This window comes from Acinetobacter sp. AB03 (genome assembly GCF_058107045.1).
Genome location: NZ_JBUEBA010000002.1, coordinates 992,650 through 1,017,047 on the forward strand (window position 1 = coordinate 992,650; position 24,398 = coordinate 1,017,047).

At 41.5% G+C, this 24,398-nt stretch carries 24 protein-coding genes, 1 tRNA gene and 1 pseudogene; 13 read left to right on the plus strand and 13 right to left on the minus strand.

Going from position 1 to position 24,398, the window contains the following annotated elements; all coding sequences use genetic code 11:
* Positions 1-16 precede the first annotated feature (16 nt).
* Positions 17-1,087: an OmpW/AlkL family protein gene (locus tag ACY3FQ_RS05185; RefSeq protein ID WP_004982538.1), complete on the minus strand. Its 1,071-nt coding sequence runs from the start codon at positions 1,085-1,087 to the stop codon at positions 17-19.
* 328 nt (positions 1,088-1,415) lie between these two features.
* Positions 1,416-2,243, minus strand: a complete 828-nt coding sequence (gene map / locus ACY3FQ_RS05190; RefSeq protein ID WP_004695821.1) for a type I methionyl aminopeptidase — start codon at positions 2,241-2,243, stop codon at positions 1,416-1,418.
* Positions 2,244-2,450: 207 nt separating this feature from the next.
* On the opposite strand from map, the gene rpsB reads away from it, so the two are divergent.
* The 6 genes from rpsB to ACY3FQ_RS05220 all read left to right on the plus strand — a co-directional run bounded on the left by rpsB (position 2,451) and on the right by ACY3FQ_RS05220 (position 6,788).
* Positions 2,451-3,200 (plus strand): 30S ribosomal protein S2, encoded by a 750-nt coding sequence (gene rpsB / locus ACY3FQ_RS05195; protein WP_004982536.1) that lies wholly within the window; start codon positions 2,451-2,453, stop codon positions 3,198-3,200.
* Between the two features lie 141 nt (positions 3,201-3,341).
* Positions 3,342-4,217, plus strand: coding sequence for a translation elongation factor Ts (gene tsf / locus ACY3FQ_RS05200; protein WP_004695824.1), 876 nt, complete (start codon positions 3,342-3,344; stop codon positions 4,215-4,217).
* A gap of 83 nt (positions 4,218-4,300) precedes the next feature.
* The gene (locus ACY3FQ_RS05205; RefSeq protein ID WP_489773665.1) at positions 4,301-4,795 is read left to right on the plus strand and encodes a DUF3465 domain-containing protein; all 495 of its coding nucleotides are present in this window, start codon (positions 4,301-4,303) and stop codon (positions 4,793-4,795) included.
* 67 nt (positions 4,796-4,862) lie between these two features.
* Entirely contained in the window at positions 4,863-5,696 is an 834-nt protein-coding gene (locus ACY3FQ_RS05210) for an AraC family transcriptional regulator (protein ID WP_130234926.1), read from the plus strand.
* Between the two features lie 81 nt (positions 5,697-5,777).
* Positions 5,778-6,467, plus strand: coding sequence for an AzlC family ABC transporter permease (locus ACY3FQ_RS05215; RefSeq protein ID WP_165382169.1), 690 nt, complete (start codon positions 5,778-5,780; stop codon positions 6,465-6,467).
* 3 nt (positions 6,468-6,470) lie between these two features.
* Positions 6,471-6,788, plus strand: coding sequence for an AzlD domain-containing protein (locus tag ACY3FQ_RS05220; protein WP_130234928.1), 318 nt, complete (start codon positions 6,471-6,473; stop codon positions 6,786-6,788).
* 643 nt (positions 6,789-7,431) lie between these two features.
* Here ACY3FQ_RS05220 and ACY3FQ_RS05225 read toward each other — a convergent pair.
* The 7 genes from ACY3FQ_RS05225 to ACY3FQ_RS05255 form a co-directional block, all read right to left on the minus strand.
* Positions 7,432-8,040: a septal ring lytic transglycosylase RlpA family protein gene (locus ACY3FQ_RS05225; protein WP_004695839.1), complete on the minus strand. Its 609-nt coding sequence runs from the start codon at positions 8,038-8,040 to the stop codon at positions 7,432-7,434.
* 287 nt (positions 8,041-8,327) lie between these two features.
* On the minus strand, positions 8,328-9,329 hold the full coding sequence (mltB, locus tag ACY3FQ_RS05230) for a lytic murein transglycosylase B (RefSeq protein ID WP_489773666.1): 1,002 nt from the start codon (positions 9,327-9,329) through the stop codon (positions 8,328-8,330).
* 304 nt (positions 9,330-9,633) lie between these two features.
* A complete protein-coding gene (locus tag ACY3FQ_RS05235) occupies positions 9,634-9,843 on the minus strand; it encodes a hypothetical protein (protein ID WP_333641674.1) in 210 nt (69 codons plus the stop codon).
* Positions 9,844-10,186: 343 nt separating this feature from the next.
* Positions 10,187-10,837: a hypothetical protein gene (locus ACY3FQ_RS05240; protein ID WP_489773667.1), complete on the minus strand. Its 651-nt coding sequence runs from the start codon at positions 10,835-10,837 to the stop codon at positions 10,187-10,189.
* A 27-nt stretch (positions 10,838-10,864) separates the two neighbouring features.
* Positions 10,865-11,677: an NADPH-dependent 7-cyano-7-deazaguanine reductase QueF gene (gene queF, locus ACY3FQ_RS05245; protein WP_489773668.1), complete on the minus strand. Its 813-nt coding sequence runs from the start codon at positions 11,675-11,677 to the stop codon at positions 10,865-10,867.
* Positions 11,677-12,450, minus strand: a complete 774-nt coding sequence (locus tag ACY3FQ_RS05250) for an ABC transporter permease (RefSeq protein WP_489773669.1) — start codon at positions 12,448-12,450, stop codon at positions 11,677-11,679. Before ACY3FQ_RS05250 ends, queF begins: the two co-directional genes overlap by 1 nt.
* A complete protein-coding gene (locus ACY3FQ_RS05255; RefSeq protein WP_236769704.1) occupies positions 12,447-13,382 on the minus strand; it encodes an ABC transporter ATP-binding protein in 936 nt (311 codons plus the stop codon). The genes ACY3FQ_RS05250 and ACY3FQ_RS05255 overlap by 4 nt, the downstream gene beginning before the upstream one ends.
* A gap of 178 nt (positions 13,383-13,560) precedes the next feature.
* On the opposite strand from ACY3FQ_RS05255, the gene ACY3FQ_RS05260 reads away from it, so the two are divergent.
* Positions 13,561-13,636 (plus strand) — tRNA-Arg (locus tag ACY3FQ_RS05260).
* A gap of 378 nt (positions 13,637-14,014) precedes the next feature.
* Here the strand turns inward: ACY3FQ_RS05260 and ACY3FQ_RS05265 are convergent.
* The 3 genes from ACY3FQ_RS05265 to moaA all read right to left on the minus strand — a co-directional run bounded on the left by ACY3FQ_RS05265 (position 14,015) and on the right by moaA (position 17,299).
* Entirely contained in the window at positions 14,015-15,232 is a 1,218-nt protein-coding gene (locus tag ACY3FQ_RS05265; RefSeq protein WP_489773670.1) for a molybdopterin molybdotransferase MoeA, read from the minus strand.
* A complete protein-coding gene (gene moaCB, locus ACY3FQ_RS05270) occupies positions 15,229-16,152 on the minus strand; it encodes a bifunctional molybdenum cofactor biosynthesis protein MoaC/MoaB (RefSeq protein WP_004695990.1) in 924 nt (307 codons plus the stop codon). The genes ACY3FQ_RS05265 and moaCB overlap by 4 nt, the downstream gene beginning before the upstream one ends.
* 139 nt (positions 16,153-16,291) lie before the next feature.
* Entirely contained in the window at positions 16,292-17,299 is a 1,008-nt protein-coding gene (gene moaA / locus ACY3FQ_RS05275) for a GTP 3',8-cyclase MoaA (protein ID WP_489773671.1), read from the minus strand.
* Positions 17,300-17,676: 377 nt separating this feature from the next.
* Here moaA and ACY3FQ_RS05280 point away from each other — a divergent pair, with 377 nt between their 5' ends.
* The 6 genes from ACY3FQ_RS05280 (at position 17,677) to ACY3FQ_RS05305 (ending at position 23,747) form a co-directional block, all read left to right on the plus strand.
* Positions 17,677-20,085, plus strand: coding sequence for an FdhF/YdeP family oxidoreductase (locus ACY3FQ_RS05280; RefSeq protein WP_489773672.1), 2,409 nt, complete (start codon positions 17,677-17,679; stop codon positions 20,083-20,085).
* A gap of 91 nt (positions 20,086-20,176) precedes the next feature.
* The gene (gene fdhD, locus ACY3FQ_RS05285; protein ID WP_236769698.1) at positions 20,177-20,977 is read left to right on the plus strand and encodes a formate dehydrogenase accessory sulfurtransferase FdhD; all 801 of its coding nucleotides are present in this window, start codon (positions 20,177-20,179) and stop codon (positions 20,975-20,977) included.
* 84 nt (positions 20,978-21,061) lie between these two features.
* Entirely contained in the window at positions 21,062-21,412 is a 351-nt protein-coding gene (locus tag ACY3FQ_RS05290; RefSeq protein WP_236769696.1) for a winged helix-turn-helix domain-containing protein, read from the plus strand.
* Positions 21,413-21,692: 280 nt separating this feature from the next.
* A complete protein-coding gene (gene modA / locus ACY3FQ_RS05295) occupies positions 21,693-22,433 on the plus strand; it encodes a molybdate ABC transporter substrate-binding protein (RefSeq protein ID WP_439098908.1) in 741 nt (246 codons plus the stop codon).
* Positions 22,433-23,125: a molybdate ABC transporter permease subunit gene (modB, locus tag ACY3FQ_RS05300; protein WP_236769692.1), complete on the plus strand. Its 693-nt coding sequence runs from the start codon at positions 22,433-22,435 to the stop codon at positions 23,123-23,125. Before modA ends, modB begins: the two co-directional genes overlap by 1 nt.
* A 4-nt stretch (positions 23,126-23,129) precedes the next feature.
* The gene (locus ACY3FQ_RS05305; RefSeq protein WP_236769690.1) at positions 23,130-23,747 is read left to right on the plus strand and encodes an ATP-binding cassette domain-containing protein; all 618 of its coding nucleotides are present in this window, start codon (positions 23,130-23,132) and stop codon (positions 23,745-23,747) included.
* A 78-nt stretch (positions 23,748-23,825) separates the two neighbouring features.
* Here the strand turns inward: ACY3FQ_RS05305 and ACY3FQ_RS05310 are convergent.
* Positions 23,826-24,131, minus strand: a pseudogene (locus tag ACY3FQ_RS05310) (helix-turn-helix transcriptional regulator); the annotation flags it as partial.
* Positions 24,132-24,398: the final 267 nt, after the last annotated feature.

Consider the following 24,398-nt stretch of genomic DNA (forward strand, 5'->3'; position numbering starts at 1 on the left):
GTAGTTCTTTTAAGGCTTAGAACCGGTAGCCGACCCCTGCATAAGCCAGAATCGGGTTAATTTCAATATCGGCTGTAGATTTGATCAGTTCACCGTGCGTAGCATCTTTGACGGTAATCGTGGTTTCATTTTTAAGATGAGCATAGGACACGGAACCGACAGCAAACCATTTATCATTAAAGTCATAGGTGAAACCGACGGTTGCAATAGGCGCGAAGGCATCAGTTGCTTCTAGCTTAACTTTGGGATTGGCTGAACTTTTTTTCCCTTCAAGTGATGCGCCAGCATTTCCTTCTTTAATATTGGCAATCATATGACCTGCTGCAATCAAGTCTTTTTCAGTTTGTGGGTTAATTTCCAGCTCATTAAAGTAGGCATACATCATTCCAACACCGATATAGGGGCGGAATTTATTTACCCCTGTTTTACCAAAGTGATATTGGAACTCGAAAGCAGGTGTCCATGCACGTGCAGATGCCGCAGGGCCGTGTGCTTCCAAATCGGTAATGAAAATATCATTTTCAAGTTCTAAATTTCCTAAAGCTCCGCCCATAGGTGTTGCAGTTGCTGAAAAAGGCGCATAAATTTTTCCTTTACCTTGTAAATCGACTTTTGGTGGAATCCCTGCTTTCATTTCAAAAGAAATATTGTCGGTAAAAAAGTAATTGGTCATGATGCCCAATGTAGTGACATCATCGGCTTCTAAACCCGTACCTGGATTATCCCATTGACTGAGTCCACGGATTTCAGCAGTTCCACTTAGTGCTGAGGGGACATCAGCATTAATTAAAGCTAGCCCATCAAGAGTAGCCTTTAAGAGAGGATTGACGCTACTTCCTGGCTTGATATTGTCGAGCACCGTTTGTGCTTTGATATCTCCAACTTTTGCAGTTTCACCTTCTTTAACCGATGTGTTAACTCGGAAAGGTTGGGCTTTACCTTGTGGCATGACATGTAAAGCACCGACCGATACAGAAAAGCGTTTAAAGCCATCACCATCTTGTAGACTAAAATAAGGTGAATCTGCATGTGTGAGCATAGGTAAAGCAGCAATAGACGTTGCTACACAAAGCAATGTTTTTTTCATTCTGGGACTCCATGTCCAAATTAGCTATTCGTTTTTATAGAGCGTATTATTAAGGTTGCAGCTACGATAAAGCTGTTGTTTTTGAAGGACATGTGTTTTTGACATTTGTGAATGTCAAAACCTGTTTTGTGTGATCATGTTACTAGCTTGCAATCTTTGTTACAGGTGAATGAATGTAATAGAAAGCTACTGTTGAATATTTTTTGATTCTAGCTGTTTGTAAAATAAAGAATAAATTTCAAATCCAATATTTGCTTAATTATAAAAAAGACCACCCGAAGGTGGTCTTTTTGACAGATGGCATCATATTTTATGCCAATGACAGCATTTAAGACTGAAAACGTGATAAATCTTCTTCAGGGCGTGCAGTTAACACTTCAACCCCGTTTTTAGTGACCAACAACGTGTGTTCATACTGTGCAGACAAGCTATGGTCTTTGGTCACTACCGTCCATTTATCGCCCAATAGTTTGGTTTTCCAGTCACCACCATTGACCATTGGCTCAATGGTAAAGGTCATGCCTTCTTCTAAAATCATGCCTGAGTTTGGTTGACCATAGTGTAAGACTTGGGGTTCGTCATGGAACACAGTTCCAATACCGTGACCACAATATTCACGCACGACACCAAAACGTTCCGATTCGACATATTGTTGAATGGCATGACCAATGTCGCCAATGGTTGAACCCGGCTTCACTGTTGCTATTCCACGGTACATTGCTTCTTGTGCCACTTTACATAAACGATTCGCGAGAATAGAAGTTTCGCCACCCACGATGTACATCATGTTGGTATCGCCGTGGAAACCATCTTTAATGACCGTCACATCAATATTTAAAATATCGCCTTTTTTCAACACTTTTGCATCTGAAGGAATGCCGTGACAGACCACATGGTTTACAGAAGTACAAATCACATGTTGGAAAGCAGGGCGACCTGGTGCTGCACCGTAACCTAAACATGCTGGAATCGCGTCTTGTTTATTGACAATATAATCGTGACAAATCGTATCTAACTCAAGTGTAGTCACACCCGGTTTAATATGTGGCTTGATCATATCCAAGACTTCAGCCGCCAGTCGTCCAGCCACACGCATCTTTTCGATGTCTTCAGCGCTTTTGATGAGTCGACGGGGTGCTTCGTAAGTACTGTTCATGATCTCTAAAAACTTTTGGAAATTTGTGTGTGACTATGGTATAAATAGCCGCCCATTTTATCAAATGCTTTTTCGTGAATAAATTTCACGGGCTTTGTGCGATGGGGCAATAAAATCCGCACATATATCGACACATTTCTCTGGGTGCCCGTTAGGGTGGAGGATGCGGATATATGGAGGCCTAACCCAAACTTTAAGGTAAAGAAAATGGCAGATTACAACGTAAGCATGCGCGACCTTCTTCAAGCAGGCGCACACTTCGGTCACCAAACACGTTTCTGGAACCCAAAGATGCGTCAATACATCTTTGGTGCGCGTAACAAAATTCACATCATCAACCTTGAGCACACTGTTCCTGCGTTAAATGATGCTTTGAACTTTGTTAACAACCTTGCTAGCAAAAAGAATAAAGTATTGTTTGTTGGTACGAAACGTGCTGCTTCTAACATCATCCGTGAACAAGCACAACGTGCTGGTCAACCATATGTTGATCACCGTTGGTTAGGTGGTATGTTGACGAACTGGAAAACACTTCGCCAATCTATCAACCGTCTTAAAGACCTTCAAACTCAATCTCAAGATGGTACTTTCGCTAAGCTTACTAAACGTGAAGCTTTAGAGCGTACTCGTGAGATGGAAAAACTTGAACGCGCTTTAGGCGGCGTTAAGAACATGGGTGGTTTACCTGACGCATTATTCGTAATCGACGTTGATCACGAAGCAATTGCAATTAAAGAAGCTAAAAACCTTGGTATTCCTGTAATCGGTATCGTTGATACAAACTCTAACCCAGACAACGTAGACTACGTTATTCCAGGTAATGACGATGCGATCCGTGCAGTTACTTTGTATGCTTCTGCTATGGCTGATGCGATTCTTGCTGGTAAAGAATATGCTCAATCACAAGCAAATGCACAAGCTAAAGTTGAAGAAGCTAAAGAAGCTCCTGAGGCTTAATGCGTTTGACGTAAGCTTGTCATTTTTGCGACATGTGATGGTGGCAAAGTAAGCGTCATGTATGCAGACGGCCCAAGAGACAGCTCTGGGCCGTTTCTGTTCTAAAAAGAATTCATTTTCTACCGTATTTAGGAGATTGACATGACTGCAGTTACAGCAAGCATGGTTAAAGAATTGCGCGATCGTACTGGTCTTGCAATGATGGAATGTAAAAAAGCATTAACAGAAGCGAATGGTGACATCGAATTAGCGATTGATAACCTTCGTAAATCTGGTCAAGCTAAAGCGGCTAAAAAAGCGGGTAACATTGCAGCTGATGGCGCAATCACTATCGCTCAAGACGGTAACAAAGCGCTTCTTTTAGAAGTAAACTGCCAAACTGACTTCGTTGCTAAAGACGAAAACTTTGCTGGTTTCTCTGCTCAAGTTGCTGCTGCTGCGTTAGCTGCTGGCGAAACTGATGCTGCTAAAATTGCTGAATTGAAACTTGAAGATGGTGCAACTGTAGAAGAAGCGCGTATTGCTCTTGTTCAAAAAATCGGTGAAAACATCCAAGTTCGTCGTGCTCAAATCATTGAAGGCGAAAATCTTGCAGTTTACAAACACGGTTTAAAAATCGGTGTTGTTGTATCTTACACAGGTGATGCTGCGACTGGTAAAGGTATTGCAATGCATGTTGCTGCGTTCAACCCAGTTGCTATCTCTGCTGAAGGTGTATCTGCTGAACTTATCGCTAAAGAGAAAGAAATTGCTGAAGCTAAAGCAATTGAATCTGGTAAGCCTGCAAACATCGTTGAGAAAATGGTCACTGGTTCAGTTGAGAAATACTTGAACGAAGTTGCTCTTGATCGTCAAATGTACGTAATCGACAACGACAAGAAAGTTGCTGACGTTCTTAAAGCAACTGGTACTACGGTTGTTCAATTCGCTCGCTTTGAAGTGGGTGAAGGTATTGAGAAAAAAGCTGAACTTTCTTTCGCTGAAGAAGTTGCTGCTGCTCAAGCTGCTGCAAAATAATTGAAAAATTATTTTGAGTAAAAAAAAGCCCCTTTGGGGCTTTTTTTATACAATGAATAAAAATAAAACGGGGAAGTAGATAAGTGGCCAACAAAACCAACCTAAGTATTGGTGCGGTGATCGTCCTTTTGATTGCTGCATATTTCGGAATCGATCTTCAAGAAAATCAATTACAAACATCGACACCATCAGTCACGGTAGAGTCCACTACACAGACCAGTCAACCGCAAAATCAAGTGCTTGAGGGCACAACAAAAATTGCCCAAGCGTTTCAAAGCCGGAAAAGTAATATTCAAGTTCAATCACAAGGGCGTGTTGTGGCTGTGCTTAAGGATGATAATGACGGTACTCGTCATCAAAAATTTATTGTAGAACTCCCTAATGCAATGACGGTTTTGGTTGCACATAATATTGATTTGGCGCCACGTATTGAACGCTTACAAAAAGGGGATACCGTTGGCTTCAATGGTGAATACGAATATAGTGAAAAAGGCGGGGTGATCCACTGGACACATCACGATCCACAACAGCGTCATGAAGGTGGTTGGTTAAAACACCAAGGAAAAACCTATCAGTAATAGAGCAATTTTGTTCTATACGTTTCGCTGAATAGCAGTATGCTGAGTGTTCAGGAGAGGCCAACTCATGCACGAAATCAGACCCAGTGAATTTGTAAATTACCATCATGTTCAAGAACTTGATGGTCTTGAAATGTTAAAAGCCTCCTATCAACATACGCAGTTTTCAAAACATACCCATGAAGGCTACTGTATTGGTTTAATTGATGAAGGTGCGCAGTCTTTTTTACGCACAGGGAATCAGCATATTGCACCGCAAGGCGATATTATTTTAGTGAATGCTGATGAGGTACATACGGGTTCTTCTGCTGTTGAAACTGGCTGGTGTTATCGGGCAATTTATCCGACTCCTGAAATGATCCAAGAGGTGAGTCAAGATTTTTTTCATGAAGCGGGCACTATGCCGTGGTTTCCGCAAGCTGTGGTTCATGATGAAGGGTTAGCTGAACAATTGAATTTGCTGTTCGATTTGTTATTACAGCCTAAAAATACACTGTTTAAGCAGAGTTTATATATTTCAACTTTGGCTTATTTATTAAGCCGTTATAATCAATCTAAAAAAATATTAAAAGACTTGCCCGAAGCACAGCGTAAAGTGGTCTTGGTACAAGAACTACTTGCTGCGGAACCTGAAAGAGAGCATCAACTGGCCGAGCTCGCCGCTGTCGTCGGGATGAGCCCATGGCATTTATTACGTCAATTTAAAAAGTTTACTGGACTTCCACCTCATGCATGGTTGGTACAGTTTCGATTACGTAAATCTTTATATTTACTTAAACAAGGCTGTGAGATTGCGACAGTAGTACAACTCTGTGGTTTCTCTGATCAAAGCCATTACACTCGTCATTTTAAAAAGTCTTTGGGCTGTACGCCTGCGCAATATCTGGCACATAAAATTTAAAATAACAGCAATTTCATACAAGAAAGCCATCTAAGGTATGCCGCATATTGACTCCAATGAATTGAAAAATGGAGTGCTGCTGTGCAGTCGCAATTGATCCAACAGAAAAGTTTAGGTTTTTTCCGTGGTGTGCAAGATATGTTGCCGCTTTCTGTCGCCGTTATTCCATGGGGGATATTGGCTGGCTCAGCAGCGATTAATGCGGGCCTGAGTGTCATGCAAGCTGTAGGCATGTCAGCGTTAGTGTTTGCAGGTGCGGCACAATTGGTCAGCTTGAGTATGCTCATGACGGGTGCATCTTTACTGAGTATTCTGATCACCGTATTTTTCCTCACCAGTCAGCACTTTATTTATGCACTGAGTTTAAGAGAAGAGGTAAAGCCATGGTCACTCAAAAGAAGACTGAGTATCGGTTTTTTGCTGACCGATGAACTCTACGCCACCGCGATGCTGAAGGAAAAACCATCTTATGCCTATATGTTGGGTGCAGGATTCAGCTTTTATGTCTGTTGGGTGCTGTTTAGTTTAATGGGTATTTTGCTTGCAAATACAGTACCTGATCTTTCAAATCTCCACTTAGAGTTTTCAATTGTTGTGGTTTTTTTAGTTATGGCTGTGATGCTGATTCAAAATAAAGCCGCAATTTATGGCGTGGTGAGTTCGTCGATCACGGTGCTGATTTTGAGTTGGTTTGAACTCGGATCAGCTATTTTGCTGGCTGGATTTAGTGGGATGTGGGTTGCTGCGCTCTTTGATCAAGCAGAGGACTAAAACATGACCTGGTTATTTGTTTTGAGTTTGACCTGTGTCACCTTTTTTAATCGGTATTTATTTTTAGAGCCTAAAACTCAAATTCGACTGCCTAACTTTGCGACACGCATGCTGAAATATGCGGCGCCTTGTCTGATGGTTTCGATTTGTTTGCCACTGGTTTTTTTCGAAGGCGGGCACTGGAAAGGGATACTTCAAAATAGTTATTTTTATGGGGCAATTTTTACGCTGTTAATCACTCTTTTGACGAGAAAATTATTGCTCAGTATTTTGCTGAGTTTAGGATTTTTTTACGGTCTGAATCTGTTATTCGATTTCTAGCATTTCATCAGCAAATAGGCCCATAAAATACCGAAAAAAGGATAAAAAAGTGTGCGAGCCCGATCTTTTTCATTGCTTTTAAATTTGTGTTGCTATAAATGCTCACCATTTGCGATTTTTACTATGTCTATCAAATTGGCGTAGCTTTGATTGGGGAACTAAAAAAGTTGAAAATAGAGCAAATGAGGCGGGGTTTGAGAACTTTGAAGAAATAAGAAGGTTTTCTTTTGAGTTTTGGTCCATAGAATGGACTCAATTATATAAAACAAGCAGGGTAATAGTGAATCTAATATCGCAAAAATGGCGCTTAATTTACTAGGTAATTCATAAAATCATTCTAATTTGACGAATGCATAAAACTACAGTTCAGGGTAGGCAGAAAAATTGGCTTTGATCAGATAAGAATGAGCTGAGAAAATATTTAATTTTGCTAGTCTTCCACCGCTGTAAAAATATGAGCGTACTCACTTCAAAAAATCGGATCGATTAGATTTCGCATCTTATTTAAACTAAGCATCTGGAAAAGATCAAATGATGGAGATCGAGTTGTTTACGGTTGTGTAAAACATGAGGCAAAGATGGAACATTAAAAAAGCCACATTACTGTGGCTTTGCTGTCAAATGCATGTTGTAGGGACGAATCTTAAGAGTTTGGCCCATCAATACGTTCAATGCTGACTTTCGCAGTACCTGCATTGGTAATACCCAGTTGCTTAGCAGCACCATAAGAAAGATCAAGCACGCGGTTACCGTGGAATGGGCCGCGGTCATTTACTTTAACCACAACACTTTTACCATTGGTTTTATTCGTTACACGAATAAAGCAGTTTAGTGGCAAGCTACGATGAGCTGCAGTTAATGCATTCATATCGAATGTTTCACCGCTTGCTGTTTTACGACCGTGGAACTGACGACCATACCAAGACGCCATGCCCGTTTGACTAAACTTACGTACTGTATTTGATGCAACAGTATTTAACTTTTCAATCACTGAAGGCTCTTCTTCAGGGATCTCAATTTTTGCAGCGATTGTTTCGCGACGAATTTTATCGCCTGAACGTTCAGTGATTGAAAGGCTATTTAAATTTGAGAAGTGTGAGTTGAAGCCTTGAGCGTCTTTATTCAAGACACGCGCAGCTAGGCGAGAGTTATCATTATCATTGGTAAATGATGACTGAACCATCTCTGCTTGCGATTGGCTCAGCGCGATGGTCGAGGCAATGGCCAGTATATATTTAAGTGAAGACTGCATTTATAAACTCCAAAAGACAATACTTTTTTCTTTAAACTAAGTGGTTGAAAGATAAAAAAACTTGCCTGTTAATTCACTTTTGCAACAACATTTGACGAAATGGATAATATTCATGCAGTCATAAGCATGTCTAGTGTTTAATTAAAATAATGATAAAAACTACATAAACTGAACATTTTTTGGTTAAAAAATAATCAATATTGTAACAAGGTGTGAAAAATGCTGAAATTTACATCATTTTTAAATATTTTTTTATTGACATCTCAAACTTGATTAAAAAGCTAGCCTTATCGGCTAGCAATTTCAGCCCCTAATTGCCACACTGCAGTCGCATACATACGGCTCTTGTTATAGGTCGTAATCACTTGAAAGTTAGGGTAAGTGATGTAATAACTTTGCCCATAATTTTCCTGTAGTTGGATCACATTCACCATATCTAAATCATCGATTTTGACAATCGGATTGGTCGGTTGAATGCCCTGATTTTTTAAAACACCATAAGGCGTCGGTAAAGTTAAATCTTTGGCAATGACCGCTTCAGGATTCGAGCCACTATAACGTGCTGCGAATCCAATTGGCTGATTACGTTGCCAGCCATGATTAGCTAAATAGTTGGCAATCGAGCCGATGGCATCGACAGCTGAATTGCGTAAATCGACATGACCATTGCCATCATAATCCACGCCAAACTTTGGAATGTTGCTTGGCATAAATTGTGGGTAACCAACTGCACCTGCATATGAACCTACAACTGAGTTGGTTGGCACGCTATCTTTATAGCTCCAAGCGATTAAAGCACTGAGTTCATCTTGGAAATATTGCTTACGACGTTCGTAACCAAAACCTAAAGTTGCTAAGGCATCACGGGTGACAAAATTACCTTTGTTCGTCCCAAAACCTGTTTCTACCCCTAAAATGCCGAGAATGACTGATTGCGGCACACCAAATTGTTGTTCGGCGCGGTTTAAAGTATCTGCGTACTGTGCTTTAAAACGGACACCACGTTGAATGGTGCTTTCTGCCATAAAGTTGGTTTTATATTCGTACCACGGTTTACTTTCGCCAGGGCGGTTCATAATGTTGATGATGTTGGGTACATTTTTAGAACCATTCATCGCCCAATCAACTTGTTCAGCAGACAGGCCATAATTTTGCATGGTTTTTTGTTTAAAGCTGTAATAGTCAGGATGAGAAGCGAAATCGTTGGCTTGGCAAAAACTGGTGATCGACAAAGCGCCAATCAATAAAGGTAAACGTTTAACTTTGTTATAAAAGTTTAAATTTAACATAGAAGTCTAATTTCCAGAGTCGTTATTGGCAGTGGAGCAAAGCGAATAGAGTAAAGCCCATAGTTCGCGTTTCTGTTATGTCGAAATTCTTGTGAACGGAGTCTATCGTGAATAGGCTTTAAGATAACATTGTCTGTACTGAAGCGGGCAAATAGGTATACAAAAAAAGACAAACTCAGCCTATATAAAGGACAGATTATTCAAAATGGCGCAGATTTTCAGGCAGAGTATTTACGTGACTATATAAGTCAAGTTTTACTGACTGATATAAAAAGTCTTCCTTCAATCTTTATAAAATGTCATCTTAAAACCCTTCCATCATCTCAATAAAATTTAGTCTTGAATGGTGACTAACATGATTAACCATAGCACGCTTAAAACGTCCTTTAAATAACTCAAGATCATCTTCCTGCATTGGACTATATGATTTAATAACCTTTTCATTCTTCATAATGTGACAGCATACTGTTACTGCCCCCGTTTGGGGATTAGTGTATTTATTGATAATTAGCATAGTTTAATTCCAATTTTCTGAATAACTAAATTCGATTTCTTGTGATTCATCATTGTCATAGATTTCTAAAAACACACTATTAAAAAACAATTGATATATTGTATTTTCATCATCTTCACTTAAATCTAAATCATCACTAAAGCCTACACCATGCCCTATATAGAGGCAATTAAAATTGTAGTGTTTAGGGTCTAGTGACAATGACAAAAAGATCTGGTCTCAGCTTATATATGGCCTTTATATAGCTTTATATAAAGATTAAGAAATTACAGCTTAGAAACCAAAATGACCCTACACACGTAGAGTCATTTTTGATCTGAAAAGTCTCGAAGACTTTTAGTACTTAAGCATGAAATAAGGTGTCGTGATATTCAGCTAAAGCTAAAAGTTCATCTTTGGTTAAATTGGGGATGATTTTATTGGCAGCAATATGCACTGCTTTAATGACAGCTGCAGAACCGATATCGGCCGCTTTACGCTTAATCATGCCCAAATCGAGGGTTTTATTAAAGTCATTCATGAAGTAGCGTACAGTCGCTTCAGCAAACTGTTTATACAGTTCGGTTAACGCGGCTTTATCTACTTCATTGCCTGCTTTAATTTCAGCATAGTTATATTTGAGGCTGGTCACTAAGCTTGCATCTAACGCTTCACCCACACGGAACTGACCTTCAGCATCTTTAAACAAGCTTTTTTCAGAAAACTGAATCGATGCTTGAACCACATCATTCGATGATTTGCCTAAAAGCTGCTTCAACAGAACCGCAACTGTTGACTTAATATAGCCAGCCAGTTTCTCGGCTGTGTCACGTTTATCACTCGGTGGAAAACGGCGAACTAACCCAGTCAAAATGGCATCAATAATTTCATCATTGATGAGTAGTGCTGTTTTATCTCGAAGTGGATATAAAGGTTCACTTGAGTCTTTCTTCTGCTGAGCAGTTTGAATAGTCTGTAAAAGTTCAGTCGATGGAATAAAACCAAAAAATGGCATCGTGTATTAACCTCAATGTTCTTTATTTTATTGTCGCGCCAATCGAATTGGGCGGGGCATCCATGACACATCTGACACACGACAAGGGTTAATGTCTAAACCACCACGACGTGTATAAGCTGCGTACACCATCAGCTTTTCAGGTTTCAAATTTTGCCAAATATCGGCAAATATTTGTTCCACACATTGTTCGTGGAAACCGTTGTGCTGACGATAAGAGATAATATAAGCCAGTATGCTGTTATAACAAGGCTTTTTACCTTTATATCGGATAAATACCGTGCCCCAATCAGGTTGTCCAGTGACTGGGCAGTTACTTCTGAGTAAATGTGAGTAAATCTGTACTTCAACATCTTCCGCAGCATCATCTAATGCCAACAGATTAGCATTGGGGTGATTTTCTAATTGGGTCGGAATCAGTTCATCTATACAGATACCTTCAGGTTGACTAATTTCCACGTCATCGACATGGAAAAGATCAATATTCACATCTGCGCCAGCGGCTACAGATAAATCCTGCTCAACCGTTGCTTTAAATGCCGCTTTAGACTCAAACTGAGTAAAGTTCATGCTATTAAAGTAAAGCTTTAATGACTTTGACTCAATGAGGTTGGGCGAGGTGGCAGGAAGACTGATGCGACCAATGGCAACTTGCGGAACACCATGGTGATTTAACCAAGAAATTTCAAAAACATGCCACCAGTCTTTACCTTGTTGAATACCTTCAACATGCGCATATTGCTCACGTGCTGTAGCACGGGCAATAGGAAAAAGAATATCGGGTTGATAAGTTGTAGGGTAATTGGTGTCTTTACCCAAAAGAGAATGTTCTACACTCATTATTCACGCATTCCTGAACCACGAGAAAGTAAATAGTAAGCAATGCCATAAAGCACTGCACAGCATATGGTCATAACAGATAGGGAGACGACGACGTTAACATCGCTATGACCTAAGATACCGAAACGAAAAGCATTGACCATATATACAATCGGATTGATCAACGATAAATTTTGCCAAAAAGGGCTGAGTGCTGAAATGGCATAAAATACGCCACCTAAATAAGTTAAAGGCGTCAGCACAAATGTTGGGATGATGGAGATGTCATCAAAAGATTTGGCATACACCGCATTGATAAAACCACCCAGTGAAAATAAGAACGAGGTGACCAAGACGGTGTAAATGGTAACAAACCAATTGGTAATATAAAGGTCAGTAAAAAATAAGCTCATTGAGGTGACAATAATACCAACCAAGACCCCGCGACAAATTCCACCTAAGACGAAGCCCCATAAAATGGCATGCAAAGGTACAGGACTCATGATCAATTCTTCAATACTTTTTTGAAATTTGGCACTAAAAAAGCTTGAAGAAACGTTAGCATAGCTGTTGGTAATCACCGCCATCATAATCAGTCCAGGTACGATGAACTGCATATAGCTAAAACCGCCCATCTCGCCAATACGAGAACCGACCAAATTACCAAAAATCACAAAGTACAAACTCATGGTAATGGCAGGTGGAAGTAAGGTTTGCGGCCAGATGCGCATAAAGCGGCGAATTTCTTTATGCACCAGAGTATATAAAGCTACGCTAAGTTGATTTAAGTTCATGGCGTAGTTCCTTCGAGATTTTTTTCGACCATCTTCACAAACAGTTCTTCTAAACGGTTGGATTTATTGCGCATACTGCGGACTTGGATTCCTTGCGATTCGAGCAATTGAAATAAGTCATTGAGAGTATGCGCTCTATCCATGGTCACCTCTAAAGTCACGGCATCGACTAAATGGAAACGAACCCCAATTATGCCGATATGAATCGGCTCAATCGGTGCGGCCAAATCAAAAATAAAGGTTTCTTCATTCAGTTGATTAAGGAAATTTTTCATGCTGGTGTCTTCTTTAATGACACCACGGTCAATAATGGCAATTCGACGACATAGCATTTCTGCTTCTTCTAAATAGTGCGTCGTTAAAATGATCGAGGTACCTTTATTGTTCATTTCTGTGAGGAAGTCCCACATGGAACGGCGCAGCTCAATGTCCACCCCTGCTGTGGGTTCATCTAAAATAAGGAGTTTCGGTTCATGCATCATGGCACGGGCAATCATCAGGCGACGTTTCATACCACCTGAAAGCATACGGGCTTGAACACCGCGTTTTTCCCATAAGCCGAGTTTTTCTAAATATTCTTCGGCACGAACTTCCGCAATTTTTTTAGGAATACCATAATAGCCCGCTTGTGTGACTAAGATATCGAAGGTTTTTTCAAACTGACCGAAGTTAAACTCTTGAGGTACAACCCCTAAGCACTGTTTGGCTTGAGAGGGGTGCGTGTCGAGATTATGTCCAAAAATTTGGACAGTGCCTGAGGTTTTCTTGGTCAATGAGCTGATAATACCAATCGTTGTAGATTTGCCTGCACCATTTGGTCCAAGAAGGGCATAGAACTCACCTTCAGGAACAGTTAAATCGATGCCTTTTAAAGCCTGAAACCCATTTTTATAGGTTTTGGACAAATCTCTTAACGTCAATGCATCAGTCATGAAATTCTCGAATGATTAATAGTGGCACTATTGTGAGCGATTATGCCTAATAAACCAAGTAATCTACTCGTAATTCTGTGTTGCAGATATGGAACATTGTATAAAGCATAAGCAGGAAAATCACTCTAAGCTATATAGATGCTTTACCTTGTGATTTTTTTTGATATGATGTGCTCGCGCGCTCATAGCTCAACTGGATAGAGTACAGGTCTCCGAAGCCTGTGGCGTGGGTTCGAGTCCCGCTGAGCGCACCATTTACCTATTTCAATACATACCAACATAGCCTCAAACACCTATAAATACTGTATTATCTGCCTTTCTCTTGTTTCAATTTGTTCCATGCTGTACCCCTATAATCCATTTTTTTTAGGGGCTATACTTAGCAGTACATCAAAACAATAGTCTAAAATCTTTGTAAAAGCTTATTGGCTCATTCATTCGTGTGGCTTTCCCACCCACTAAAATCACTAGTGCTGTTGCTGGGTAGTTTTGCATGCCTTTGATCTAACATTCGTATGTAGGGATAATAATGCTCGTTAAATATTCAAGGGTACGGTCTAAGACAAAGCTGTTCATGCCTTAAGACCGTGTGCAAAAAGCACTTGGTTTGTATCACTATCCAATCGATGTTCTTAGATCGAGATGAAATCGACATAGTCCAATGTTACAGGGGCATCAGATCGAGCAGGGATTCGAACAATACTATTGGCTCGATTTAAATTACTGAGCATGTGGGATTGTTGTTTGCCGAGTTTGGAAACGGTTAATTGTCCAAACTCGTTGACATCTAATACCATGCGAACCAGTTGCTCACGGCTGTCTTGTTTAATGCTGTCGTTGAAGCGAGCTTTTTTCCAAGCGGGTGCAGGAGACGTAACTCCCTGTAAAGCCGCTAATAGTGTCGATACATGTACAGCAAGACAGGTGAGCACAGCAGCAGGGTTCCCAGGCAAACCAATCAAATAAGAATGATGACGGTCTGTTTGATATTCAGCAAAATACAGCGGTTTACCCGGTTTTTGTGCAACTTGCCAGAAAATCTCTTTTGCACCTAAAGCCATTGAAACAGGTCGAATCAAGTCATAATCGCCAACCGAAACACCGCCTGTAGTAATGACCACATCATAATGATTCATGGCATTCGAGAGCGCTTGTGTGAGTATCTTCTCATCATCAATCACATGCTCTAAATGCACTTCAGCAAAACCCTGTTCTTTGAGCCAAGTACGGATCATTGGCGCATTGGCATCGAACACTTTAGATTGATTGTCCAGTTGCGTACTGACTTCATCACCAGTAATAAGCACTGCAATTTTAGGTTGGCGATAAACCTCGACATGCTGAACACCCGCCATACTGAGTGCCGCAATTAAACCGCTGCCTAAACGCTGGCCTTGTTGCGCAAGTGTTGTCCCGATGGATAACTCCTCACCTTGATAACGAATGTCTGCGCCTTTGTCCAAAGCTTGAGTTAGAGTCGCTTGTTTATGGCTACGCGTGATAATTTCCTGTCGAGCCACAGTATCTGCTGAGTTTGGCAGCTTGCCCCCAGTAAAAATACGAACAGTTTGACCTGCTTGAATCTCAATATGTTCTTCAATACCCGCACGAATTTCACCAACCAATTCAAAGCTGGTAATTCCAGCTTGCAAGTCTTCAGAGCGCAGCGCATAGCCATCAACCGCACTTTGGGTAAATAGAGGCAAGGCAACTGTTGATAAAACATCTGCCGCTAAAATATGTTGATGCGCCTGTACTAAAGGCAAAGTAACGACAGGCAATGTTTGGACGGCGCTATAGTGTTCAAGAGCTTGATCGAGTGTAATTAAACCAACGCTAGAGCAACTCATTCATAACCTCCTGGATGGGGGAGATCACGGCAGACATCAAAAATATGGACCAAAGCAGGTAAAATGGCTGCCATAGATTCACTTGCACCACCACGGCTGCCCGGAAGGGTAATTACCAATGAACGGTCAATAAAACCTGCAACGCCACGTGACATCGCAGCATAGGGGGTACGCTTTTGTCCGAAAGCACGTGCAGCTTCCATCAGCCCATTGAGCTCACGCTCAAGTAGAGGCTCAAGTGTATCTACAGTAATGTCACGCTTGCCGATACCTGTTCCACCCACAGTAATAATGCAGGCATAAGATTGAGTGAGCTCTAAGACCAATGCTTTTAACTGATCGGCTTCGTCAGGTAAAATTTGATAGTGAATTGGATCAAAACCAGCTTCGGTTAAGGTCTCGACGACGGAGCGGCCAGCAGTATCGGGTTTTCGACCTGCGGCAACGGTATCTGATAGAACCAATACTGCCGCAGAAACAGGCTGACGCAAATGACGTTTAAAGTGTGATTTTCCGCCTTTTTTCAGATCGAGTTTACATTGCTGAATGATCAACTCATGCGGTTCGCAATGGGGTTTGAGCATGTCGTAAATGGTGAGAGCCGCAATACTGGCAGCGGTCAACGCTTCCATTTCTACACCTGTTGGCCCAATCGTTTCAACGGTTGCACGAATAATCACACGGTCGACAAGTAGTTCAAAATCGACATCGGCACGATAAATAGGTAGCGGATGGCACAGCGGAATCAGTTCATCGGTACGTTTTGCGGCTAAAATCCCAGCAATGCGGGCTGTTTTGAGAGCATCACCTTTTTCAGTATTGCCGTCGGCAAGAAGTTGTAAACAATGTGCAGGGGCAAGCAGTTCAGAGCTTGCAGTTGCAACGCGATAGCTTTCTGGCTTCATGCCAACGTTTTTCATAAAGTATTCCGAAACATTGAAGTGTTGATTTAACGTGAAACTGTTCGATCAAGAGAAAAAGTTTATGACGTATTTAGATAACACAAAAATAAATGCGGATACAGTCGAATGACTGACAAACTCAAAATTAACCCGCGAATTAACCCCCTATGGCATGCATACTGATTTTGCGCGTTGGGGCATGTTGATGTTCAATAAACCCTGCTTTTTTATGCCATACCGCGTTCAGAATCTGGGCCTGTAATAAAGCGGGATCTTTTTGTTGAAGTAAATGACGTAGCGGTGTTCCCTTGTTGGCAAATAAACAGGTAAAAAGCTCTCCCGTTGGTGTGATACGTAAACGGTCACAGCTTTGACAAAAAGGTTTACTGATGGTGGAAATAATGCCTAATGTGTACTGATCATTGAGCAGATAAATGGTTGCAGGGTCATGTTGTCTGGCTTGTTTCTGAATCTGAAAATGGGGTTCAAGTATTTGGACAATGTTATCTTCAGTGATGACTTTTTGACGCTGCCAGTGCTTAGGTTGATCTAAAGGCATATATTCAATAAAACGTAATGCGATCTTCTGTTGATAAGCCCATTGGGTCAGTTCAAGCACTTCATGATCATTTTGTCCTGCGACTAAAACACAGTTCAATTTTATCGGGAGATTGGCTTGCTGTGCTGCCGTAATGCCTTCGAGAACAGGTGCTATCGGACGTTTGGTCATGTTCATAAACGTGTCTGCATGAATGCTATCGAGGCTGATATTGAGATCATCTAGTCCCGCTTCTTTTAGCGCTCGTGCATACTTGTTTAAATAGAAAGCATTACTGGTCATGGAAATACGTTCTAAACCCTGTACCTTGAGCCGATTTAAAGCATCAATAAAATTGACCACGCCTTGACGCATCAAAGGCTCGCCACCTGTTAAGCGAATGTGCCGAATACCTAAACTGACCATCATTTCACAAAATGTTAACAGCTCTTCAAAGCTTAAGATGTCCTTTTTGGCCAACCATTCAGGTATATCGGGCATGCAATAACTACAACGAAAGTTACAACGATCTGTCAGTGAGATTCGGAGTTTATGTTTATGACGGCCAAATTGATCGATCAGTTGCGCTGACCTATGTTCTAAGCGTGTAGTCATCGAACCGTCCATAGTCGCTCCACCTCGTATTTACATACGATTTAGTTTTTATAAACGAGAGTATGAAATGTTTTATTTTAAAGATCAAAGGGAGTATTGAAGTCGCTTAGTTCATTCATTTTCAAAAAATGAGTTGGTGTTCCTCGAACACGATCCATCAAGTCTTTGCCTTTTGTAATAATTCATCTATTGAAATTGCATATCAAAAGGGTGATATTTTTGATCAGAAGTGTTTTTGGAATTGTGCCAAGAAACGCAGGCATGATGAATAAGAAAAGAGCAATAAAAAAGGGTTGAGCAATCCAAATCGCTTGCAAGTATGAGCAAAGCGAACAGTGAATTGATCATTGCAGAACTTTTTACCGAAGATAAATATTGAGGGCGGTGAGATGGAAAACACTGAAGATAAAAAGCATGATGAAGAAACCAGCTATGCACGAATAGAACCTTATACCAATCCTGCGGGTGGATGGGGCGCGTTGTTAAGTGTTGCAAGAAACTTAAAGAGACAGGAAGTTTTCAAAAAAGGTGCGATTACGCTCCTCAATATTAACCAACCCACGGGTTTTGACTGTCCAGGCTGTGCATGGCCTGAAAAGAAAGATGCACATGCCTTTAACTTTTGTGAAAATGGTGCAAAAGCCGTTGCCTTTGAAGCCACTTCAAAACGTGTTACGCCTGAATTTTTTGCGACCCATACGGTCAGTTGGCTGTCTGAGCAAAGTGATTTCTTGCTTGAAGATTCAGGTCGTCTAACCGACCCAATGCGCTATGACAGCGCGACCGATAAATATGTGCCCATCTCGTGGGATGATGCTTTTACTTTAATTGCAAAACATTTACATGCCTTGGATCATCCAGATCAAGCGGCATTTTATACTTCTGGTCGTGCCAGTAATGAAGCGGCGTTTCTGTATCAACTCTTTGTCCGTGCTTTTGGTACCAATAATTTTCCAGACTGTTCCAATATGTGCCATGAGACCACCAGTGTTGGCTTACGTGACTCAATTGGTTTGGGTAAGGGAACAGTGACTTTAGAAGATTTTGATATCGCCGATGCGATTTTCAGTTTTGGGCATAATCCAGGCACCAACCATCCGCGGATGCTGGGGACTTTACGTGAAGTGTCGCGTCGTGGTGGCAATATCGTTGCCATCAATCCACTCAAAGAGCGTGGATTGGAGCGCTTCCAAGATCCGCAAGCAGCTGTTGAGATGATGACCAATGGCAGTACACCCATTAGTCGTTATTATTTCCAACCCAACGTGGGTGGCGATTATGCACTCATGTTCGGGATGCTGAAACATTTACGTGAGTGGGACATTCAAGCACTGGCAGCTGGGAAAAAGAGCGTTTTTGACCGGTCTTTTATCGAAATGAATACAGTCGGTTTTGATGCCATGATGGAAGAAATTGATCGAACTACATGGTCAGATATTCATGCACATACGGGACTTAGCCCCGAGCATTTAGAGTCTTTAGCTAAAATGTATTTGGATGCCAAAACGGCCATTTTCTGTTGGGGCATGGGGATTACACAGCATCGGCATGGGACTGCGAATGTACATATGCTCGCAAACTTAATGTTGGCAAGAGGGCATATTGGTCGCTCAGGGGCAGGCTTAGCACCGATTCGCGGGCACAGTAATGTGCAAGGCGACCGAACTATGGGGATCAATGAACGACCAAGCCCAAAATTGCTGGATAGTCTGGACCGAGTATTCGGCATTCAGTCGCCACGTGAACATGGTTTTGGCGTGGTGGATACCATTCAGGCGATGTATGAAGGTGGTGTAAAAGTCTTTATTGGTTTAGGTGGTAATTTTGCTGTTGCCACTCCCGATACACCGTATACACAAGAAGGCTTACGTCGTTGTGATTTGACGGTACAGATTGCAACCAAGCTGAATCGTAGCCATTTGGTTTGTGGTAAAGAGGCATTACTTTTACCCTGTTTGGGCCGTACCGAAGTTGATATGCAACAGCATGGGCCGCAGGCAATCAGTGTTGAAGATTCCATGAGTAATGTGCATCTTTCAGCAGAGCGTAATGAGCCTGCTTCTAAGAATCTACTTTCAGAGCCTGACATTGTGGCGCGTATGGCGGCAGCCGTCTTGCCAGACAGTGATATCAAGTGGAAATGGTATGTAGAAAGTTATGACCGTATACGCGATTCGATTGAAGAGGTCTTTGATGAATTCCATGATTTCAATGCACGTGTCTATCAGCCGGGTGGCTTTCACTTAGAGCATCCAGCCAATCAGCATGTATGGAATACGCCTGTAGGCAAGGCTCAGTTCTTAATTACGCCGTTGGCTGAAGTGTATGCCGATAAAGAGAATAAATACGCTGAACAATATACAGGGGCCAAAGTCTATACCCTAATGACCACACGCTCTCATGACCAATACAACACAACCTTGTATGGACTCGATGACCGTTATCGTGGGGTATTTGGTCAGCGCCGTGTTTTGTTTATGAATGCAGAAGATATCGCTGCGGCTGGTTTTGTTGCAGATCAATGGGTGGATATCGAAAGTATTTATTCGGATGGTGTTAAACGTGTGGTTCAAAGCTTCCGTATCGTACCGTATAACATTCCACGGAGTAGCCTCGCAGCCTATTATCCGGAGACCAATCCATTGGTTGCGCTCAGTAGCCATGATAAATACGCCAAAATACCGGCTTCGAAAAGCGTGCCTGTGATTTTGCATGCAGGCCAAGCACCTGAACATTTTAATTTGGCACAAGCGGTTGATCCTGAAGATGCCAATCAGATCGTGAATCGAACTGGCTAGTTGATTCAATACTGAAATGGCACCTGATTTAGAGGTGTCATTTTTTTCATGATTGAAGGGTTTAGTGTTTGGGGAAGATTGGAAAATTATTATGGATATTCGGGCGTCGACGTTGAATTCTCTGGGGTATGAAGCTGTTGATATTCAGCGTTTAAGTGAAAATAGAGCTGTTGAACAATCTGATTTTGTGGTGCAAGAACATCCTATTGCTTTAGTTTATAATGGGATTTCCCATGCGGTAATGATGGCGACGCCAGCAGATATTGAAGTCTTTGCCAAAGGTTTTAGCTTGTCTGAAGGTATTTTGACGAGTTTGAAAGAGCTTTACTCTTTGGACATACACGAAACGGAATTCGGGATCCAAGTCGAAATGACAATTTCTGCCCGTGCCTTTATGGCGCTCAAACAACATCGACGGATGATGGTTGGACGCACGGGTTGTGGTCTCTGTGGGATTGAAAGTTTGCAGCAGCTTCATTTGGATTTATCTCAAATTACCACAGCCCTTTGTGAGGGATGGTTGGCTCAAATTCCGCAAGCCATTGCTCAACTCAATACCCGACAGAAAATCACCCAAATGACGGGTGGTGCACATGCGGCTGCATGGGTTGAAGCAGGGGAAATAGTGGCTTTATTTGAAGACGTAGGCCGACACAATGCTTTAGATAAACTATTGGGTTATATTGCAGAAAATCATTATGATGTAAATCAAGGTTTTGTAGTGATGACCAGCCGAGCTAGTTATGAGTTGATTCGTAAGTGTGCTCAACTGAATATTGCCTTGCTGGCGTGTATTTCAGCTCCAACCAGTATGGCGATTAATATGGCAAAGCAGTCAGGTTTGACCTTAGCGAGTTTTTGCCGCGGTAATGGTTTTGTTTTATATACTTGATATTCAAAATTTTGCTGTATAAAAAGTAAAAGGTTTTTCTTTAGGTCATCTGTGTTGAGGACAGGTCTTTATTTGAGGGAATGTATGCAGGATGTCAAATTAAAATTACAGCTCAGAATACTTCTCAATCAAGACATTGCCTTTGGGCCAGGTAAGGCCGAGTTATTGGAAGAAATTCGACGTACTGGCTCAATTTCTCAAGCTGCAAAAAGTATGAATATGAGCTACCGCCGTGCATGGCAGTTGGTTGAAACCATGAATCATAGCTTTCAGTCAGGCTTGGTCGAAACTCAAAAAGGTGGAACGCATGGTGGTGGGGCAAAACTCACGGACTTGGGCGAAAGTATTTTAAGTCAATTTAGACAGATGGAAATAAAAGCACGCGTTGCGATTGAGCAAGATTTTGCAGAAATAGCTCGATACCTTAAACAATAATCTAGTCTGGTCAGCTAGATCTTTCTCGTACTCAGTCATGGCGTACACGAATAAGCTTCTTATGTTTAAAAAGCTCTTATTTTTACTGACTAAATTGCAAGAGCAGTATTCAGTCACGTGATTAAGATACAAACCCTTTAACTTGAACGATAAATAATCTGTTTCTGGAATTGACGTTGCTTATGTATCAATATATTTTTGAAAACATATCGGTCAATTTATAACGCTTAAGGGGAACATGGTGCTGCTCAATTTTAAGAATAAGTGCATGCAATATGCGATGTTGTGTTGTGCTTTGGCTCTTGCGGCACAGGTACATGCAGAGCAAGCTATTACCGTTTATGCAGCAGCCAGTTTGACCAATGCTATAGCAGATGTCGATGCAATGTTTGAACAACAAAAAAGAGTACGCGTGAAAACCTCTTATGCAGGGTCGTCGACTTTGGCTAAGCAAATTGAAGCGGGTGCACCTGCTGATGTTTTTATTTCGGCAGATGAACAATGGATGAATTATCTGCAAAATAAAAAGTTAATTGTGCTGAATAAACGTGTGAATTTATTGGGCAATCGTCTTGTTCTAATTTCGCCCAAAGCTAAGCCCGTCAAAATAAAAATGGATAAAAGTTTTGATCCTTCTACTGCCTTTCAGGGCAAGCTTTGTACAGGTGACACCAAAAGTGTTCCTGTAGGAAAATATGGGAAACAAGCACTGACCGCATTGGGGTGGTGGTCAAAACTTGAACCAAGATTGGTTGAAACTGAAGATGTCAGAGCTGCGCTCAACTTTGTAGCGCGTGGCGAATGTCAGCTTGGCATTGTCTATGCAACCGACGCTGCTATCAGTAAAGATGTCACCGTCGTTGGCGTTTTCCCTATCAGCACCCATACCCCGATTGTTTATCCCTTAGGTCTTGTCAAAAATAATCCAGATGCGCTAGCGTTTTATCAGTTTGTACAAAGTAAACAAGCACATGCTGTCTTTAAAAAATATGGCTTTACCGTTTTATCTGCTGCTAAGTGATGATGTTTTCTTTATCGGCTGAAGAAATAGAGGTACTCAAGTTATCCTGCCAAGTGGCTGCAACCTGTTTGGCATTGAGTCTGACCCCTGCGTTGGCAGTGGGTTGGGTTTTGGCACGTAAAGAGTTTTTTGGCAAATCCTTATTTGAAACGTTTATTTTTCTACCTCTGGTGCTGCCGCCTGTGGTGCCAGGATATTTGCTGTTACAGATTTTTGGCGGAAACGGGATACTGGGTAAGTATCTTGAGCCCTTTGGACTCAATTTTGCATTTAACTGGAAAGGCGCAGTTTTAGCTTCAGCCGTGATGGGCTTTCCACTCTTGGTTCAATCGATTCGTTTGGCCATAGAGTTGGTGGATCAACGACTAGAAATGGCGGCGAAAACGCTCGGTGCTTCCTCCTTGAGCACTTTTTTTTATGTCACTTTGCCTTTAGCCAGCAGTGGCATATTGGTGGGGGCAATTTTATGTTTTTGTCGCAGTCTGGGCGAGTTTGGCGCAACTATTACCTTTGTCGGTAATATTGCAGGGGAGACCAGAACTTTGCCCTTGGCCATGTATAGCTTGATGCAGCAACCCGACACAGAACAAGCGGTTTGGCGATTGATTATACTGTCATTAACTGTGGCATTTTTGGCGTTATGGTTTGCCCAGTGGTTCCATCGCTATCAGAAAAATAAACGAGGGCATTAAGACGATGATTGACTGTCATATTCAGTTAAATTTAGGCAAATTTAAACTCGATCAGACATTTTCATCTGAACATCATGTCATTGGTTTATTTGGAGCGTCAGGCTCAGGAAAAACCAGTATTTTGCATGCCATTGCAGGGCTTAATACTCCAGTCAAGGGCTGGATTAAAATCAATCATCAGACATGGTTCGATGCTGAAAATAAGATCAATTTAAACGTGCAGCAACGTCATGTAGGTTTGGTTTTTCAGGATGCGCAACTGTTTCCACATATGACGGTGATGCAAAATTTATTGTTCGGCTATAAGCGCATTCCGCCTGAAAGCCGACGTTTTGATCCCGATTATATTATTGAACTGCTTAAACTTAATCATTTACTCAGTCGTATGCCGACGAAGCTTTCAGGTGGTGAAAAGCAGCGTGTTGCATTAGGTCGGGCATTGTTGTATTCGCCAAATTTATTATTATTAGATGAACCATTGTCTGCATTAGACGCTGCACATAAACAGGAAATCCTTCCTTTTTTTCAAACTGTCCAACTTGAAACCCATATCCCGATGTTATATGTCAGCCATGATATGGATGAAATTAAGCAGCTGACCGAAGCAGTTTGGTTGCTTTAATTGAACAGATTTCAGCTTCAACTTTTAAAGAGGGAACGAATAAAAACAGAAAAAATGGGCCTCCGTATCAGCTTAGGATCATTCGGTACCATTTTTATAAACAGACGGCGCTTGGCCTGTCCAGCGTTTAAATGCCCGACGAAATTCACGTACTTCACTAAAACCTAAAGCTTGGCTAATGTCCCCAATGGAGAGATTATTTTCAAGCATCTGTTTCGCTTTTCGCTCTAACACGGTTTGTCGAATTTGCTGAAAACTAATGCCTTCTAGCAATAAGTAGCGTCGAAGATGACGCTCACTCATTTGTAAATAGTCTGATGCGAGTTGCATATCAAAGCGCACAGGAAGATGCTGCTCGATAAGCTGTTCTAATAAATATGCATATTGTGCATCACTGAAAAGAATTAGAGAGTAGGGTTGTAAATGAGCATTCAAGGGGGGATTTTCGGTCAAAAGTAAGGACTTATTTTATAAATTGAGCCAGTGAGAAATGAGTGCCTTGCATTAGAGTAGATGGTGATGCCGTTTAGTGAACGTTGATGCAGCCTAAGTAGATGGCGTGGTTGGATGTAATTAAGGAGTGTCGCTCTTATAGGGATTTTGTGGCGAGTAACCTTAACAATAGCAATAATCGTCAGATTTTGATCAAAC

What these genes read in the sequence shown, in the direction of transcription:
- queF (WP_489773668.1), bottom strand. Translation starts at nt 11,677, where the DNA reads ATGAGTGTAGAACATTCTCTTTTGGGTAAAGACACCAATTACCCTACA.
- tsf (WP_004695824.1), top strand. Translation starts at nt 3,342, where the DNA reads ATGACTGCAGTTACAGCAAGCATGGTTAAAGAATTGCGCGATCGTACT.
- ACY3FQ_RS05255 (WP_236769704.1), bottom strand. Translation starts at nt 13,382, where the DNA reads ATGACTGATGCATTGACGTTAAGAGATTTGTCCAAAACCTATAAAAAT.
- map (WP_004695821.1), bottom strand. Translation starts at nt 2,243, where the DNA reads ATGAACAGTACTTACGAAGCACCCCGTCGACTCATCAAAAGCGCTGAA.
- ACY3FQ_RS05235 (WP_333641674.1), bottom strand. Translation starts at nt 9,843, where the DNA reads ATGCTAATTATCAATAAATACACTAATCCCCAAACGGGGGCAGTAACA.
- rpsB (WP_004982536.1), top strand. Translation starts at nt 2,451, where the DNA reads ATGGCAGATTACAACGTAAGCATGCGCGACCTTCTTCAAGCAGGCGCA.
- ACY3FQ_RS05210 (WP_130234926.1), top strand. Translation starts at nt 4,863, where the DNA reads ATGCACGAAATCAGACCCAGTGAATTTGTAAATTACCATCATGTTCAA.
- modB (WP_236769692.1), top strand. Translation starts at nt 22,433, where the DNA reads ATGATGTTTTCTTTATCGGCTGAAGAAATAGAGGTACTCAAGTTATCC.
- ACY3FQ_RS05265 (WP_489773670.1), bottom strand. Translation starts at nt 15,232, where the DNA reads ATGAGTTGCTCTAGCGTTGGTTTAATTACACTCGATCAAGCTCTTGAA.
- modA (WP_439098908.1), top strand. Translation starts at nt 21,693, where the DNA reads ATGTTGTGTTGTGCTTTGGCTCTTGCGGCACAGGTACATGCAGAGCAA.
- ACY3FQ_RS05225 (WP_004695839.1), bottom strand. Translation starts at nt 8,040, where the DNA reads ATGCAGTCTTCACTTAAATATATACTGGCCATTGCCTCGACCATCGCG.
- moaA (WP_489773671.1), bottom strand. Translation starts at nt 17,299, where the DNA reads ATGGACGGTTCGATGACTACACGCTTAGAACATAGGTCAGCGCAACTG.
- ACY3FQ_RS05290 (WP_236769696.1), top strand. Translation starts at nt 21,062, where the DNA reads ATGCAGGATGTCAAATTAAAATTACAGCTCAGAATACTTCTCAATCAA.
- ACY3FQ_RS05220 (WP_130234928.1), top strand. Translation starts at nt 6,471, where the DNA reads ATGACCTGGTTATTTGTTTTGAGTTTGACCTGTGTCACCTTTTTTAAT.
- ACY3FQ_RS05280 (WP_489773672.1), top strand. Translation starts at nt 17,677, where the DNA reads ATGGAAAACACTGAAGATAAAAAGCATGATGAAGAAACCAGCTATGCA.
- ACY3FQ_RS05185 (WP_004982538.1), bottom strand. Translation starts at nt 1,087, where the DNA reads ATGAAAAAAACATTGCTTTGTGTAGCAACGTCTATTGCTGCTTTACCT.
- mltB (WP_489773666.1), bottom strand. Translation starts at nt 9,329, where the DNA reads ATGTTAAATTTAAACTTTTATAACAAAGTTAAACGTTTACCTTTATTG.
- ACY3FQ_RS05305 (WP_236769690.1), top strand. Translation starts at nt 23,130, where the DNA reads ATGATTGACTGTCATATTCAGTTAAATTTAGGCAAATTTAAACTCGAT.
- moaCB (WP_004695990.1), bottom strand. Translation starts at nt 16,152, where the DNA reads ATGAAAAACGTTGGCATGAAGCCAGAAAGCTATCGCGTTGCAACTGCA.
- ACY3FQ_RS05250 (WP_489773669.1), bottom strand. Translation starts at nt 12,450, where the DNA reads ATGAACTTAAATCAACTTAGCGTAGCTTTATATACTCTGGTGCATAAA.
- fdhD (WP_236769698.1), top strand. Translation starts at nt 20,177, where the DNA reads ATGGATATTCGGGCGTCGACGTTGAATTCTCTGGGGTATGAAGCTGTT.
- ACY3FQ_RS05240 (WP_489773667.1), bottom strand. Translation starts at nt 10,837, where the DNA reads ATGCCATTTTTTGGTTTTATTCCATCGACTGAACTTTTACAGACTATT.